Below are 14537 nucleotides of genomic sequence, written 5' to 3'. Positions count from 1 at the left end.
TGTCCTTGGAAGTTTCGTAGCACCTCACCGTCATTCCGGCGAAGGCCGGAATCCATGCTTCGTACTGGCGATGGATTCCGGCCTTCGCCGGAATGACGATAAGACAAGATTGAAGACTATGGTGAGAACAAGTTCCTCGCTGCATTCCTTTGCAAAAAGTGCCTACAGATTGGCCAACTCACTCCCTGTTTGCGCTCGCCGTCCTGCCTGCTCTTCATGCCGCACACGATGCGCCTCAATCTCACCCACGTGCTCTAGCGTCCACGCCGCCATATGCATCAGCGGCTCGGAAAGCGATCGCCCTAAATCCGTCAACGCATACTCGACCTGCGGCGGCACCGTTGGATGCACGGTGCGGGTCACCATGCCGTCGCGCTCCAACGCTTTCAGCGTACGCGTGAGCATTTGTTGAGAAATGCCACCGATCAGCCGCTTCAATTCATTAAACCGCCGCGATCGTTCGACCAGCATCAGGATTGCCAGCATCGTCCACTTGTCGCCCAGGTGGCCGAGGATCTGGTTGACCTTCTGGCAGCCTGGATGCGTGCCTGGCTGACTGGGGGCATGGGTCACAATCATGTGACTAGGCAACGAAAATATGCGTTCTTGTGGCATCGGTGGTCTACCAACACTATCTGGTCAGCAAAACATACCACCCCACAGGAATTGTCATGACTGATCAGAAAACCATTGCCATCTTCGGCGCCGGCACCGGACTTGGTGCATCCCTGGCCCATCGTTTCGGGCGCGAAGGCTATCGCGTGGCGCTTGTCGCTCGCCGAGCGGGACCGCTGCAAGAGCGTGTCGCCGAATTGGCCGGCGCAGGCATCGAGGCGGCAGCCTTTGCCGCCGACCTCGCTCATACCGACCGCATCCCTGCGCTGGTCGAGGCGATTGAGAAACGGTTCGGCTCGATCGACGTCGCCGTCTACGCGCCAGTCCCCTCTGATATCGGCTTCGTGCCCGCCTTGGAACTCGACGCATCGATGCTGCAATCCATGGCCAACCTCTTCACCTTCTCACCCGTCGAGGTCTCGCATGCCGTTTTGCCCGGCATGCTGACGCGTGGTGACGGCGCGGTCGTCGTCGTCGGGGGGCTCACCGCCGTGGTCCCCATGCCTGGCATGAGCGGCGTTGGGCCGTTGATGGCTGCCGCGCGCAACTATGTCTTCACCCTCAATGCTGAAGTGATGCCCAAAGGTGTCTATGCCGGGACATTGAATATCGGTGCCGCCATCGATCGCTCCGCGGGGCTTCGCGCATTGACCGCCAAGGGCGTGACGTTGGACCCACGCTTCCCCGTGATCGATCCCGACGACATCGCCCAGGAGATCTGGACCCTGGTGACGAAACGAGATCGCGTCGAGTCGATTCTTCCGGCCGCAGCGTGATCGTGGTTTCAGCTCCATCTGCTTGCGCGGGGTCACCCGCGCCTTATTTCCCACGTAGACAAGTGTTGAAAAAGTCGAGCACGCGCACCTGATAGTCAGCCCCGACATATCCATATAGGTCAACATGTCTGGCTCCGTGCACCACCCATAGCTGCTTGGATCCTGTCGCCGCATGGAACATCGCGTAGGACTCGGCCATCGTTGTGTCCCGATCACGATCGCCCACGATCAATAGCTTGGGCATCGACAGATGGCCGATGTGCTCGATCGGGCGCAATTGGTCCGGATAAATGTCCAGATGAGCGTGCAAAGTCATCAGCAGAACCGGGGCCAGCCATGGCCCTATAGGCCCTAGGTGGATAGCCAGCCTGTCCTCCGTTGCCTGCTGGATTGTTGGATAGACCTGTTCCAATACCACCGCATCGGCATCGACGTCGGGCTCGGCAAGAATCGTGGCGGCTCCGCCCATGGATGTGCCAATGACGCCCACGTGCTCGCCCGGAAGCCGTTGATGGATATACCGCAGCGATGCCTTTACGTCTTCCGCTTCGCGATAACCGAAAGTAATGGCCTTACCGGGGCTCTCACCTGCTGCCTGGAAGTCGATCAACAACACTGCGTAGCCGGCTGCATGCAGGAACCGGGCACGGTTGATCATCGCCCGCCGATCAGCGCGAACGCCGTGCAGCAATAGAACAGCACCCTGCCCTTTAGTGCCGGCAACAAACCAACCGTGGATCGGCTCCCCGCTTGCATCAGGAAAGACGATCGCCTGAGCGGGAAGATCAGACGGTGGCGCTCCAACAAAACTTTGCATGGGACTGATGAGATACGAACCGGCAACCCACAGGCCAACAAGCGCAAGAGATGCCATCAGCGCCAAGAAGAAAAGCCAGTTTGAGATTTGTCTCTTACGCATCGTCCATGCCCTTAAAGGGTGCGCTCGCCTTGGCCTTTCTTCTGCGCTCTTCGTATGGCGTCATCTGCGGTCTCAGCGGCTACGGTTTCCATCATCTTAGAAAGTCGAAGCCGCTCAATCGATAACGAGTATTTGCTTTTATGCCGTGTCTCAAAAGTTGCCCCAAGCAAAACATGCGACAAGCACAGCAAAAGGCAGCAAAGCCAAAATAGTGGCGGCCAATGCTCTACGTCTTGCATCCTTGAAGGCAAAGCCAGCAAACCAAAGCGAAGCTCCTATAGAAGCTACTCCTATAACCATCATAAGCGTGGCCCTTGCATAGTATGCATCTCGCCACGCCGCCGGAGTGCCAGAGCCAAAATCCTCTATCGATACCGAATATCCATGGCCTGCCAGGATCCAGCCCGCAATAATCAGCAACAAGGCCAGATTGGCACTGGTACTTGGCTTCAACGGCACTTCTCCTATCTCTTGTACGTCTACAAAGCACGAAGGCCCGCGCGGGGTCGAACGCGGATACTCAACAACGACGCCGGAGCAAGGTTAGTCGACAAGCCAGCCTGCAGTTGACCGCAGGCTGGCACGCATGTCGTGATTGACGTCAATGTGACTTGCCGGCTGTGTTCGCCAAAGCCGGCCCACTGAACTCGGCCTCAATGGTCACGTCGATCAAATCACCCACCCCCATGGTTGAGCCCGGCGCAGGCACACCAAATCCCATATCGAAATCCGAGCGCTTGAAGGTTCCATGCGCGGAAAATCCGATGCGCGCGTGCGGGTCCATGTTAGGTATGCCGCCATACCCACCGTTGTAAGAGGCGGTTAGAACCAATGGGCGAGTGACACCGTGCAGATCCAAGGTACCCGAGATTTCAAACGTCTTGGCACCGGTCATGCGAATGCTGTCCGAGCGGAAAACGATCTTGGGAAATTTCGCTGTATCGAGGAGCTTGGGCCCTTTCACGATATCGAGGCACATCTTTGGTGCCGCGTCCATTTGCAGCGATGCGGATTCGATGGTGGCCTCCAGCTTGGAGGCCGGTATGTTGTCTGGATCAAACGTCAATGTCGCATCGAAACTGCTAAAGCGCGTGGTGTAAGTCGAAAACCCCATATGGCTTACACGAAGCTGAAGGCTCGCATGGGCTTTGTCGATGTGGTACACGCCGGCGGGTGGTGCCGTTACGGGGGGCATGGCAGGCGGCGCGGACGTGTCGGCGGCGCGAGATGCCGCGCAATACACACCAAGCAAGATGGCAACCGCGCTGGCCGCAATTGGCTGAAAAACGGTTCGGATCGTGTTGTTCATGGCAAGTCATTCCGTATCAAGTTGAAGTATCTCCATCAGGGCTGTCAGCGCGGATGATCGCCATCCACGTTCCATAACCTGCGCCCCTTTCGGGGCTCCGTGTGTCGTACGCCTTGGCTGCGCACGCTTTCATCGATGCAACGAACGACTGCTGGACAAATCGACACGAGTCGGCGCCTACCTCGCAAAATGTTCTAAAAGCGACCCAAGTCAACGGTGATCTTACAGATTACCTTGACGTCGGTCGTGGCGTTCCTGGGCTCCGATGACGCGTCGTTCGTTTCGGGTCACGGATTGCTCGTCGATGCCGGGTACCAGACGCGGATAAACCTGATCACGTAGCCCTTTTGGAAAGATGACAGTCAAAGACCGCCGGCTCGGTGCCAGCAAGGCCGATGTGAGAATCTCCAAGCGCTATCTACGTGCGCTTCTTACCTTCTTCCTTGTCAAAGCGTACCCGAGCAGCTTCGATCGCCGGACGATTGCTCAAAGCCCACGTCGACAGAGCCTTGAGCGGTCGGATGAGTGAACGCCCCAGTTCGGTCAACTCGTACTCGACCTTTGGCGGAATCGTCGGATAAGCAGTTCGCGTAACCAGCCCGTCACGCTCCAATCCGCGGAGCGTCACCGTCAGCATTCGGTGCGACACGCCTCCAATAATGTGCATGACGGCGTTGAAACGCATGGGGCCCTTAGACAAGGTGTCAATCACCATCACTGTCCATTTATCGCCGATGCGATCCAGCACCTGCCCAACCGCTCGGCAATCCGCGGGGTCATGATTCTCATTGTCTACAGCCGATTTGGTGGCCGCTCGAAGTTTTGTCATCACCTTCTCCGCGTTGCATTACGCACTCTGGTGTTCGTTAGGCCTCTTGCCGTGCGTTCTTGTGGACCTTCTCAACATCCACCAAAGTTGCACGAACTTTTTGTTCGTAACGATGGGAAGGTTATCAGAGATGAAGATTGGCATCAGCGGCGCAAGCGGCCAACTCGGCCAGGCAGTCGTGGCCGAACTGCTTCAGCGAAGCGGTGGTCACCATATAGTGGGGATATCGCGCACACCGGAGCGCGTGCCGAATAGTTCTGCCGAGGGCCGGCATGGCGATTTCGACGCACCTGAGACCCTCATAAGTGCCTATCGGGGGCTCGATCGTCTATTGCTTATTCCCAGCGCTGAGTTGCGCCCCGGTGTACGTGGCCGACAGTTGAAGGACGCCATCGACGCTGCCCTCGCAGCAGGCGTGAAGCACCTCTTCCTGGTGTCCGCCGCCGGCACGCGCCAAACGGCGCAACCCCATTTGCGTGAGGCTTACTGGAGCGCCGAACAGCACCTGATCAGGACCGCGCCTGTCTGGACCATCCTGAGGATGAATTACTACGCAGAAGCCATGGCGCAAGAAATCCAGATGTCGCTCGGCATGGGCATGCTGACGGGCCTTGGGGACGAACGCGTGGCCTATGTCTCGCGCGATGATCTGGCTGCAGCCGCAGCCGGCTCACTACTGAGTGAAGGGCATGAGGGTGCAATCTACAACGGGACAGGCCCTGCCGTCCTCAGTGGCGCCGAGCGAGCGGCCATAGCATCGGACATCCTGAGCAAGACCCTCGGCTATGCGGTGATTAGCGAAGAACAGCTTCGTAGTGGTCTGTCACAGGCCGGCCTGCCCGAGCCCATCATTGAAGCGCTCGTCGAAATAAAGACGAACTTCGTCCGGGGCGACTTCGACATTCTGACAAGTGATGTTGAGCGACTTTCGGGTCGCCCACCTAAGTCGCTGCGCGATGTCCTCGCTACCGCATTGTCGTGAGAACCCTATGAAGAGAATACAGTTCCATCGTTATGGCGGTCCGGCCGAGATGCGTTTGGAAGAGTATCGATTGCCGGAACTGGCCGATGACGAAATTCTGGTTCGAGTCAAAGCTGCATCAATCAATCCTGTCGACTGGAAAATTCGGCAGGGCGCCATGAAGCTCATGACTGGCCGGACCTTTCCTCGCGGCATGGGACAAGATTTCTCCGGCGTCGTTGAAGGTGTTGGCAAGGGCGTGAAGCGTTTCAAGATCGGCGATGACGTCCTCGGCTCGACCCCCGTAAAAACGTCCGGCTCCTTTGCGGAGACGCTGATCACCAAAGAGGCGCTTGCCGTCGTAAAGCCCACCGATTTGTCACATGAAGAAGCTGCGACGCTGCCGGTCGCGGCTTCAACAGCTTGGATTGCGCTCATGCAAAAAGCCAGGCTGAAATCAGGACAAATGATCTTCATCAACGGCGCTTACGGGGCGGTCGGACAAGCGGCAACACAGATCGCAAAAGCCGTAGGCGCCTTCGTAGTGGGGCGTGTGAACGCAGAGTCTATGATTGGCGCCAAAGCTATCGGAGTGGATGCCGTCCTCGACTACACGCAAACCATTCCAGATGATCTGCAGGGTAACTTTGATGCCGTATTTGACACCCACGGAAGCTTGCCTCCCCGAGATGAGCGCAGACTTCTAAAGCGAGGGGGCGTGATCCTCGACATAAACCCTTCGCCCGCAAAAATGGTTCGCATTCTTCTCTCGAGCTCTCGCAAGTTCGTCATGGGTAAACAAGACGAGGCAACGATGCGAGAAGTGGTCGACCTTGCCAGCAAGGGAATACTGAAACTCTCGGTTGGCCGCGCGGTTCGATTGCATGAAGGGATCGAACTGATCCGACATCTGGAGAGCGGGAGTCGCATTAACGGTAAAGGCCTGATCGTAATGGATGCCTAGGTCCCTCGTTGCCCCAGAACTTCGAAGACCGGTCAGGTGAGCATCGGTGCCTCTCCCTATGGGGAATGCATTCGGGCGTTGCGTTTTTGCGCACGCTTGCGCGAATACGCGTCGGATGCATTCGATAACTTGCGGCGGAAATTGCGGAAGAGTCATGGGCTGGTATAGCGCCGGAGTTAAGCAGCACGCTATTTTTCGCGCTTCCGTTTGGACGAATGGTTAGAGCTCGCTCCGAGTGAGGAACTGATCGCGCCCTGGCACTCCAATCTTAACAAGCACGTCTTCCCACCACACACCCAAGTTAACCAACATATCGCTGATCAACATGCTCCCATCAGTCCCCTCACCGTTTTGCATGATGTGAGGGACCGTGCTTATGTTTGTCGATCCATCCGGATGCTCCATGATGATTTCCGCCACCATCACCTTAAAATTTCTGTCCGGTTTATGAAGGTGAAAATGCTTATTTGAGTTGCAGATTTGATGGCAAGCGTTGATGGGCTTGTACAACTCGCGCATAGATAAAAGGAACGCTTTCTCACTGCTGAGCTGGATGTTTCTCAGCGTAGCTCTGGCATTCGACATTAGCTGATGATCCTCGCGAATCGTGTGGTACAACCAGTCAACTAGAGCAAGACTCGTTGAGGCAGCGTTAATTGCAGCGTACAAGCCCGCATCTTGCACGTGGAGAACGTCGATGGGCTTTATTCCAACCACAAGTTTCGTGGGTATCGCCTTGAGTAGCTCCACTTCCCAAAGTAGTTTTCTAAGTACCTGCCAGATGTTTATAAGACCGAGCGTCCGGTCGCTAGCCTCGATTGCCATTGAGGGCCCCAATGCTTGAGTTAAGAGCCGGCGTAGCCGTCAGCCTTAAACGAATAGTTAGAGCAACGGACACGACCTACAGTCTCATCTCCGATTTGGGCACAAACGAACCAGAAAGACTTGGACGCGGAGCATCACTCGAAGGAGACTGCGAAGGAACGAGAATGACAAACAAGTGATCTTCTGGCGCCTGCCGAGGCCGCGCTGCATAGGCCTCGCGAACGTGAGCGCCAGCCTCTACAAGCAAGGCCTCGGCGCGCTTGGAGACGATGAAGTAAGTGCAGATTGGACAGTGATAATACTTGCGGTTATGTGCGTCGACCCAGTAGTACTCGGCCGATGAGCTACACAGTGGACAGTCTTGTTTGAAGTATTCCGCCATTCGTGAAGCTCCTCGCCGAGCTCTAACTACTGAATATACAGTTGCGGGCTTCCAGTTAACGATTCGAGTATAGCCGGATGTGGAGAGTGTGTTGACTACGCTAGCAACCTGGCTAGGTTCTCAGCCGCGAGCAGAAACGGCGCCGTGGCCGACTTGTTCATCCGCGGAAGTGATCGTGCAATTGACTCAACATGTCGACATAAGTAAGCAGACGGGCGTGGGAAAAGGTATCTATAAGCAATGCTCCAAAGAACATCGCTGTAAGACCCAATGAAAGACCTTGAAAGCAGCCCCTCTGGAGAAGAGAGATAGCAAAACTGAAGCGGCCATCAATATCGTCCACGCAGGCCGAGCAAATGCATAGTATTCCTGATCGTTCGTCGCTTTGTTAAGAGTTCGGTCAAGCACCTGCGTTGGGTTTTGTCGATATTCGATTTCCAGCTTTGCGGCTGCAGTAGGCCTTGAAATCAAGGCATAGCCATAGCCAAGGTTCATCAGCACCAACAAGCATGCAGACCTTGAATGAAGTCCATCACGCGCCCCCTTCAGGCTGTGAACGTGAGAAACCTGCGGCTGAGCCAGCTGCGTACCGGTTCGTCATAAAGCTTTAGACAGATATAGGCAATGGTGAGGCTGCCAACCAAAACCATGGCTCCGGCACCTACGCTCTGAGCAAAGGAAGGCTTGCTGCTCATGATCCAATTTGTATAGATGTAGATGAGCGGATAGTGCGTGATGTATAGGGGGTACGATAGGCCACCAAGAAATTTGGCCGCACGTTTGGAAGGTCCTTCGATGAGCGTTGCTCCCGCCCCGATCGCGACAATGATGGGAAAGATGATGATCACGCAGGCCGACTCATAAAGGCCGTTAACCCAGAGATGTTCACTACCGCCGAATCGCGGCAGCGAAAGAGCAATAATGAGGAGCAAGCTGCTTATTGCAAATGCCCTTTTGACGCGGATCCGCTGGCCGAGCCGCATCAGCAGGATGCCTGCAATGAACGGAAAGAGTAGACGGGCAAAACCAATGTGCAGTTGCTCTGCATTGATCGACCAGCCACCGATCACGTCGCCTTGTTTGCCAAACACCGCCAACTGCACGAGGAAGGCCGCAGCAAAGGAGGCCAGGAACAACAGCCATCGATTCGACAACTTTCGCAAGCCGATGGCATAGAGGATATTGGCGATGTACTCGAAGAATAGCGACCACGCTGGCCCGTCAAGGGGATGCATTTCGCCCCAGCCGCGGATGTCCATCGACATGGGCAACGGCAGGAGCGTGTAGCCCACCACCATCACGAGGAGCACTTCCCAGATAGGCGTATGGCCTATCAGCGGAAACGCAGGCCCTGCTTGGAAATAAAAGAGTGCAGCGCCAATCGTCATGCCCATGACGACCATGGGTTGTAAACGAATCAAGCGCCGCTTGAAGAAATCCGACACAGATAACTTTTTCCAACGGTCGTCGTAAGCATAGGCAATCACGAAGCCCGAAAGCAGAAAAAAGAAATCTACAGCCAGGTAGCCATGATTGATTGGCTGCGTGAGCGGGTGATCGGGAGAGTAGGCTTCACAAATATGGAAAAGGACGACGATGAGCGATGCAACGCCACGGAGACCATCCAGAATCAGGTAGTGATCCTTGGTTTCGATAATGCTCGGCGGCGGATTTTTCATAGGCGCGTATCGGCAGGGTCTCTTGTCGGAATCTTGTTGTTGCTGTTGTTCAGCGCGGTGGTGAAGCCGACCCATCATGATCGGCTGCAAAGCGCTGACTAGAGCATGTGCCGGGCTGGCTGTCTACTTTCCAAAGAAAAGTTCCCGCGTCGCGATGCGCGCCTTTTCGGCGCCAAGTTGGACGCGATGCGCGTAGGCTTCCTTGGCGTCTGCACCGGCTATATAGCGAAGCTGGTCCTTTCCGTCAGTGGCTGCCTCATAGGCGACCTCGGCGATTTGCTCGGCCGTCGACGATCCAGCCTGGTACTCCGGCGACGAGAAAAGGGCGAACGCTTTCTGCACCATAGCATCGTAGGCAAGGTGTGTACTCACAACCATGTGGCTCATGAAGTCCGTTTTGATCGAGCCCGGGGCGATTGACTTCACGGCGATCCCGAAGGGTGAAAGTTCAAGGGACAGACTCTCGGTCCATCCTTCAAGCGCCCACTTTGTCGCGTGATAGAGCGTATCGAACGGCTGGGCGGTCAAGCCTGCGATCGACGTTGTCGTAAGGATCGTACCACTTCGCTTTTCGCGGAAATGCGGCAAAAATGCCTGTGTGGTACGGATGGCCCCGAGAAGGTTGGTTTCAACGTGACGTGTCAGTTGTTCGTCCGTCGTTCCCTCAAGTGGGCCTGCGATGCCAGAGCCGGCATTGTTGAAAAGTATGTCGATACCGCCAAGCTCGATCGCTTTCGAAGCCGTCGCTTCGATCTGTGCTCGATCGGTCACGTCAAGCGGGAGCAGCGTGATATTCGGCGTGTTTGCCCATGTGTCATCGGTAGGCTTCCGCATGGTGGCGATGACGTGGTAGCCACGGCTTGCGAAGAGCAGCGCGGTCGCTCGGCCTAGCCCGGTCGAGGCGCCAGTGATAAAGATCGTCTTTTTCATGATTACTACCTACTGTGGCAACGTGGGGACAGATGGACCAATGTTCTTGATCGCACGAAGCTTGGTCTTGGATGACGGCGTCAGGCCACTAGATCGCTGAGGACACACCGGTCATTTGCTCAGAGAGCTTCCACAGGCGCTGCGCATCGGTGGCATCGAGTGCTCGTGGGTCACGTGATGCCTCGCCCGATCGACCGCGTACTCCCTTGAACCCTATGGGACCGTAGTAAGCGCCGGGTTTGATGACGTCAGTGGCGGCTTGCAACGTCGGCCATGCACCTCGGTGGGCGGAGTTCAAAATGACGCTGACGAGGGGATTCAGCACTTGCAAGACACCCATATAGCGACCCAAACCCGTGGATGCCATGCCAGGGTGGCAGCCAACGGCTGTCACCGGAATATGGTGAGCACGAAGACGGCGGTCGAGTTCGAAGAGAAAAAGCAGGTTCGCCAGTTTGCTGTCTGCGTATCGCTGCGTTTTGTCATAGCTGTTATCCGCGTTGATGTCCGACCAGTCGATACGTCCTCGGCTATGGATGACGCTGCCGGTCACAACGACCCGTGCACCCGGTGTTTCCACCAGCTTGGGTAACAGCAGATGGGTCAAGGCGAAACACGCCAGGTGATTGACACCGAACTGGAGCTCGAAACCTTGCTTGGTTCGCATAAGAGGTGGCGTCATGACACCCGCATTGTTCACGAGAGCGTCAATTCGACTTTCTCTCCGTACGAGCTCGGCCGCTTGACGAACGCTGTCGAGATCACTCAAATCCAGAGGTAAAAAAAACAAGTCGGCCTCGGGCGTTTCTGCCCGAATCCGAGCTATCGCTGCCTCGGCATTTTCTTTGCTGCGGCAGGCCATCAGCACGCGGCCGCCACGTTGAGCAAGCACGCGCGCCGCCTCGAAACCAATCCCACTGTTGGCTCCCGTGACGAGAAAGCACTTTCCTTTCTGATTAGGAACATCGTTAGCCGTGAAGCCTTGCATGGTGTGTCTCCGGTAATGAGTTGTCGTGACCCATCCTGGCCACCAATTGATGAGTGATGTATCACTCATTATAAAAAGCAAAAAATTTAGCGTTGAATGCCCTTCCAAAACAGATCGAAGCCAGCCTGCTTGAGCGTGTTCCGCTGCTTGGGATTCGCCGTGATAGCGTCCAACGTTGTCTCTACCAAGCTCATAAGCACGTGGCCCAAGTAGAACGACATCCGTTTGGGATCTACGCGTCCCTTCAAGCTTGCTTCAATGGACGCCAACACCTTGCCGTACTGAGCTGCGCATCGGTCACGGCTGTCGCTCGTAACACGCTCCGAAACCTTGAGTTGGCGCAGTGCCTGACGATCGATAGCGCGAGATGCTCCCCACTCGATCAGGGCACTCCAGACGTGCTGAAGCTGATCGTTTGCATCACCTTTGAAAGGAAACGCTTCCTCAATGGCCCTGAACAGCCCTGTCTCCAGAACAACGAACAGTTCATTCAGAAGCGCATCCTTGGTCTCGAAATAGATGAAGACCGTGCCCTCAGCAACCTTGGCTGCCCGGGCAATCTGAGGCGTCGACGCGCCAGTGCCATGCGTCGCCACCAACTTGGCGGCCGCGTTCAAGATGGCGTTTCGTTTAACGTCGCTTAGCGGGCGAGCCATGGCACAAATAATGGATGAGTCATCACTCATTATTACTCGAAGGCCGCCAGTGCTGCAAGACGTGAAACTTCTGCACCTGAAATTACAAGACACCACACTCTTGAATTGACCAGCCTTCAGCTGTCACACACGATCGTAGCCGTTCAACAGCACATGGCCTATTTGATGAAAAAGGCCGACGAGGACCCCGAAGGTGGAGAGCATGAAGACTATCTCATCGCTCGGAGCGTTCTAAAAACCTTGCAGGAAGCCAAGCGCGCAAAAGGTTGATCAAATCGCCTTGAGTAGTTGCCTTTCTCAACAGACGAGGCGGCGGTGACCCATAGCCAGCAGGCACCGCCGACGTTCGGTCGAGTTACTGCCACGCCTGGTTTTGCGCTCCGAGCCAATTCTCATCGCCTAACGGCTCAAGCACCTCGTCAAGCTTCATGTTGATCGCCTCAAAGATGAAATAAAGCTCAGCGCGACCGATAGTGATCGTGGTGTCGCCGTTCTCAGCGTTGTCTTCGTTGTAAGAGATATGCGCCATCAGGGTCAGCATGTCCTGCAGGTGTTTCAGGATTTCGTAGCCGTCTTGGGACAATAGATAGAGTTGCGGGCCGCGGGGCTCGCCTTGCATGTCTGCCATTTGTGTTCTCCACACGCTTAGGTCACGCCGCGTGTTGCGCGCGGCGTGAAGGGCTTCAGGGAAAAATCCTGCTCGTTTTGTCGGAATCAGCTGCTTCCGTTTCGGCGAGTGCCCACTTTGGCTCGACGTCGCGCGGCCCGCGCGGCGGTGAAGTAGGAGAAAAGCACCAGGGTGGGAGCACGAAAGGGTGCGGGTGCCGTAAGATTCGAAATAACCATCATTGACTCCGTTCTAGTTGGTGGTGGCCAGCGGACCGTTTGGGGTTCCAGCCCAGGCGGTCCGCGCTACTTCACATCCTGTCGGGCGTGTCGCGATCATCACTTCGGATGGGCACGCCCGACTACCGCACCTTCGCATGAAATGCGTCGCGCTATCTGTCAGTGCTGAGTGATTCGACGTGCTGGCAAATGCCTACTTGATGTACGGCACGTGCTGAGCCTGCAACAGTGCTCCGTAAGAAAGCGGCAGCAAGCGCATCGATTATTGGGTCGTTGCTGAGGCATGGCTGGCCGGCAAGCTCAAGGGCATGGCCGGCGTGCCACATTCAATATTCGTCTCAACCAGACTCCACGAGCGCAGATAGGACCTGCCCGCGTTGCTGCCAGGTAGCTTCAATCTGGCCAGCCTTGAGTAGTGCAGGAACTGCGTCAATGGCTACGGCGCCATCGTCGATCGCCACGATGGCATCGCGCAAGTTCTTTACGTGCAGCACGAGCGCACTATCCACGGACACCAGGGCTTCAAGCGTTTCGCCTTCGTTGCGGTGGCGCTGATGGATGCGGTCCATCTCTGGGACGGGAGCCGTGCGAATCACCGTTTCCATGCTCTCCAGGTCACGCTGAATCCGTTGGAGCGCCTGCGCCTGGCTGACTGCATTGGCATCCGGGAATGGATGTTCGCGCGTTGGTGCAGGAAGATATTTTCGCCGATACGTCGATTCCAATGCCGCCACATGCGCGCGCGATTCGCCGAGCCAATCGCTGATGCGGCTACGAATCAGCAAGTCATCGGCACGGAGCTGATTTTCGTGACGATAAAAGTTGTATCCCCACCCGTAAAACAGGTTGGACAGAACCTGCTTTGCAATACTCGCATTGTCGATGGGGTTATCGGATTTCTTTAATTCCATCATATATCTCCAGAAAAATGGAGAGGCCGCGCCACAGCGGGCGCGGCCGTATACCCGCAAGGTTAGTCGACACCAGGAATCGGATAAGTGCCCACTGAGGCGCCGCCGATGAAGAATGGTTGTCCAACAGCCACGTTGGGGGCGGAAACCAAGCCTTTTTCAGCCATTTTCAGCGCAACGTAGTAGCGCACGGCATCGAGTTCGGACAAGCCGAATGCGCGCAGCGAAATAAGCTCGCGCATGCGATCGTCCTTCGGCAAGATGAGGACTTTGGCGTCATTCAACGTAATGCCGTACACGCCAAGAAACGATGCGAGATGCTCCTTGACCAGCTCCACGATCTCGTGGATGTGCTCGTTGATCTTCTCCATCGGCGTGACTTGAATAATCTGGTTGATCGCCTGCTCAACCACGGGGCCGGCATACCGAGCCACTTCATCGGCGCTGATCGTATGGCCGGAGAAAGGCATATGCGTGGTCAGCTTGAGCGCGTTTTCTTTCGTATCGACGTGAATGTAGTACTCCACTTGATACGACATCTCCGCCATTTCCGAAGAGCTCGCGATACCCGTGCTGCGAATGAGCAGTTTGGCGCGATTGACGTAAAGAATTTCGTATTGCCACGGCGAATTGCCGCCGAAGAACCCGGTCACGAAGCCGCCAATCAACGGCTTATCAGGGGTCTGGATGGGATATTGGCCGGTCTCGTATACGTTCAGCACCGCACCGCGCGACTTCAGCACCGCAAAATGATTTGCTTCAACGGTAAGAAGGCTTCCCGATACCAGACTCTGGTCCGGATAATGCCACGCCAGTGTTTCCGGCCCCATGACATCCGTGCCGTCATCCCTGAGCGTTGAGACTACCTGTCTTGTTAATGCCATAAACGTCATCCTCGTCGGTTTTGAGAAACGCCCTATAAGCTCACCCAATGGAAGCGATGAACT

The 14537-nt window shown here is 55.9% G+C and carries 16 protein-coding genes; 3 read left to right on the top strand and 13 right to left on the bottom strand.

Going from position 1 to position 14537, the window contains the following annotated elements:
* Positions 1 to 162 precede the first annotated feature (162 nt).
* Entirely contained in the window at positions 163 to 579 is a 417-nt protein-coding gene (locus tag IEX75_RS15370) for a winged helix-turn-helix transcriptional regulator (protein WP_188795182.1), read from the bottom strand.
* Between the two features lie 92 nt (positions 580 to 671).
* Between IEX75_RS15370 and IEX75_RS15365 the strand changes: the two genes are divergently transcribed.
* Positions 672 to 1391 carry an SDR family NAD(P)-dependent oxidoreductase gene (locus IEX75_RS15365; RefSeq protein ID WP_188795180.1) on the top strand — a complete coding sequence of 240 codons (720 nt, stop codon included), beginning with the start codon at positions 672 to 674 and terminating at the stop codon, positions 1389 to 1391.
* A 43-nt stretch (positions 1392 to 1434) separates the two neighbouring features.
* Here the strand turns inward: IEX75_RS15365 and IEX75_RS15360 are convergent, their stop codons facing one another.
* The 4 genes from IEX75_RS15360 to IEX75_RS15345 all read right to left on the bottom strand — a co-directional run bounded on the left by IEX75_RS15360 (position 1435) and on the right by IEX75_RS15345 (position 4448).
* Positions 1435 to 2310, bottom strand: a complete 876-nt coding sequence (locus IEX75_RS15360; protein ID WP_188795178.1) for an alpha/beta hydrolase — start codon at positions 2308 to 2310, stop codon at positions 1435 to 1437.
* A 150-nt stretch (positions 2311 to 2460) separates the two neighbouring features.
* Positions 2461 to 2763, bottom strand: coding sequence for a hypothetical protein (locus IEX75_RS15355; protein WP_188795176.1), 303 nt, complete (start codon positions 2761 to 2763; stop codon positions 2461 to 2463).
* A gap of 148 nt (positions 2764 to 2911) precedes the next feature.
* A complete protein-coding gene (locus tag IEX75_RS15350; RefSeq protein WP_229720857.1) occupies positions 2912 to 3475 on the bottom strand; it encodes a YceI family protein in 564 nt (187 codons plus the stop codon).
* A gap of 562 nt (positions 3476 to 4037) precedes the next feature.
* A complete protein-coding gene (locus tag IEX75_RS15345) occupies positions 4038 to 4448 on the bottom strand; it encodes a winged helix-turn-helix transcriptional regulator (protein WP_188795172.1) in 411 nt (136 codons plus the stop codon).
* Positions 4449 to 4578: 130 nt separating this feature from the next.
* Here IEX75_RS15345 and IEX75_RS15340 point away from each other — a divergent pair, with 130 nt between their 5' ends.
* Together IEX75_RS15340 and IEX75_RS15335 are read left to right on the top strand one after the other, a co-directional pair.
* Positions 4579 to 5430, top strand: a complete 852-nt coding sequence (locus IEX75_RS15340) for an SDR family oxidoreductase (RefSeq protein ID WP_188795170.1) — start codon at positions 4579 to 4581, stop codon at positions 5428 to 5430.
* Between the two features lie 7 nt (positions 5431 to 5437).
* Positions 5438 to 6373 carry an NAD(P)-dependent alcohol dehydrogenase gene (locus IEX75_RS15335; protein WP_188795168.1) on the top strand — a complete coding sequence of 312 codons (936 nt, stop codon included), beginning with the start codon at positions 5438 to 5440 and terminating at the stop codon, positions 6371 to 6373.
* Between the two features lie 219 nt (positions 6374 to 6592).
* On the opposite strand, the gene IEX75_RS15330 is transcribed toward IEX75_RS15335, so the two are convergent.
* The 8 genes from IEX75_RS15330 to IEX75_RS15295 all read right to left on the bottom strand — a co-directional run bounded on the left by IEX75_RS15330 (position 6593) and on the right by IEX75_RS15295 (position 14522).
* Complete coding sequence (locus tag IEX75_RS15330) at positions 6593 to 7198, bottom strand: hypothetical protein (RefSeq protein WP_188795166.1); 606 nt, start codon at positions 7196 to 7198, stop codon at positions 6593 to 6595.
* Positions 7199 to 8125: 927 nt separating this feature from the next.
* Positions 8126 to 9259 (bottom strand): acyltransferase family protein, encoded by a 1134-nt coding sequence (locus IEX75_RS15325; protein ID WP_188795164.1) that lies wholly within the window; start codon positions 9257 to 9259, stop codon positions 8126 to 8128.
* Between the two features lie 123 nt (positions 9260 to 9382).
* Positions 9383 to 10189, bottom strand: coding sequence for an SDR family oxidoreductase (locus IEX75_RS15320; RefSeq protein ID WP_188795162.1), 807 nt, complete (start codon positions 10187 to 10189; stop codon positions 9383 to 9385).
* A gap of 88 nt (positions 10190 to 10277) precedes the next feature.
* Positions 10278 to 11177, bottom strand: a complete 900-nt coding sequence (locus IEX75_RS15315) for an oxidoreductase (protein WP_188795160.1) — start codon at positions 11175 to 11177, stop codon at positions 10278 to 10280.
* A gap of 86 nt (positions 11178 to 11263) precedes the next feature.
* Positions 11264 to 11794: a TetR/AcrR family transcriptional regulator gene (locus tag IEX75_RS15310; protein WP_229720856.1), complete on the bottom strand. Its 531-nt coding sequence runs from the start codon at positions 11792 to 11794 to the stop codon at positions 11264 to 11266.
* Positions 11795 to 12188: 394 nt separating this feature from the next.
* Positions 12189 to 12461: an XAC0095 family protein gene (locus IEX75_RS15305; protein WP_188795158.1), complete on the bottom strand. Its 273-nt coding sequence runs from the start codon at positions 12459 to 12461 to the stop codon at positions 12189 to 12191.
* 556 nt (positions 12462 to 13017) lie between these two features.
* Positions 13018 to 13650 carry a hypothetical protein gene (locus IEX75_RS15300; RefSeq protein ID WP_188795156.1) on the bottom strand — a complete coding sequence of 211 codons (633 nt, stop codon included), beginning with the start codon at positions 13648 to 13650 and terminating at the stop codon, positions 13018 to 13020.
* A gap of 2 nt (positions 13651 to 13652) precedes the next feature.
* On the bottom strand, positions 13653 to 14522 hold the full coding sequence (locus tag IEX75_RS15295; protein ID WP_229720855.1) for an SPFH domain-containing protein: 870 nt from the start codon (positions 14520 to 14522) through the stop codon (positions 13653 to 13655).
* Between the last annotated feature and the right edge of the window lie 15 nt (positions 14523 to 14537).

Source organism: Dyella nitratireducens (assembly GCF_014642835.1).
GTDB classification, from domain to species: Bacteria; Pseudomonadota; Gammaproteobacteria; order Xanthomonadales; family Rhodanobacteraceae; genus Dyella_B; species Dyella_B nitratireducens.
Note: the sequence above shows the minus strand (reverse complement) of the source record. Positions and strands in the feature narration are given on the sequence as shown.

Excerpts from the sequence above, each read along its gene's own strand:
- IEX75_RS15370 (WP_188795182.1), bottom strand. The coding sequence starts at position 579 with ATGATTGTGACCCATGCCCCCAGTCAGCCAGGCACGCATCCAGGCTGC.
- IEX75_RS15365 (WP_188795180.1), top strand. The coding sequence starts at position 672 with ATGACTGATCAGAAAACCATTGCCATCTTCGGCGCCGGCACCGGACTT.
- IEX75_RS15325 (WP_188795164.1), bottom strand. The coding sequence starts at position 9,259 with ATGAAAAATCCGCCGCCGAGCATTATCGAAACCAAGGATCACTACCTG.
- IEX75_RS15335 (WP_188795168.1), top strand. The coding sequence starts at position 5,438 with ATGAAGAGAATACAGTTCCATCGTTATGGCGGTCCGGCCGAGATGCGT.
- IEX75_RS15345 (WP_188795172.1), bottom strand. The coding sequence starts at position 4,448 with ATGACAAAACTTCGAGCGGCCACCAAATCGGCTGTAGACAATGAGAAT.
- IEX75_RS15315 (WP_188795160.1), bottom strand. The coding sequence starts at position 11,177 with ATGCAAGGCTTCACGGCTAACGATGTTCCTAATCAGAAAGGAAAGTGC.
- IEX75_RS15360 (WP_188795178.1), bottom strand. The coding sequence starts at position 2,310 with ATGCGTAAGAGACAAATCTCAAACTGGCTTTTCTTCTTGGCGCTGATG.
- IEX75_RS15330 (WP_188795166.1), bottom strand. The coding sequence starts at position 7,198 with ATGGCAATCGAGGCTAGCGACCGGACGCTCGGTCTTATAAACATCTGG.
- IEX75_RS15305 (WP_188795158.1), bottom strand. The coding sequence starts at position 12,461 with ATGGCAGACATGCAAGGCGAGCCCCGCGGCCCGCAACTCTATCTATTG.
- IEX75_RS15340 (WP_188795170.1), top strand. The coding sequence starts at position 4,579 with ATGAAGATTGGCATCAGCGGCGCAAGCGGCCAACTCGGCCAGGCAGTC.
- IEX75_RS15320 (WP_188795162.1), bottom strand. The coding sequence starts at position 10,189 with ATGAAAAAGACGATCTTTATCACTGGCGCCTCGACCGGGCTAGGCCGA.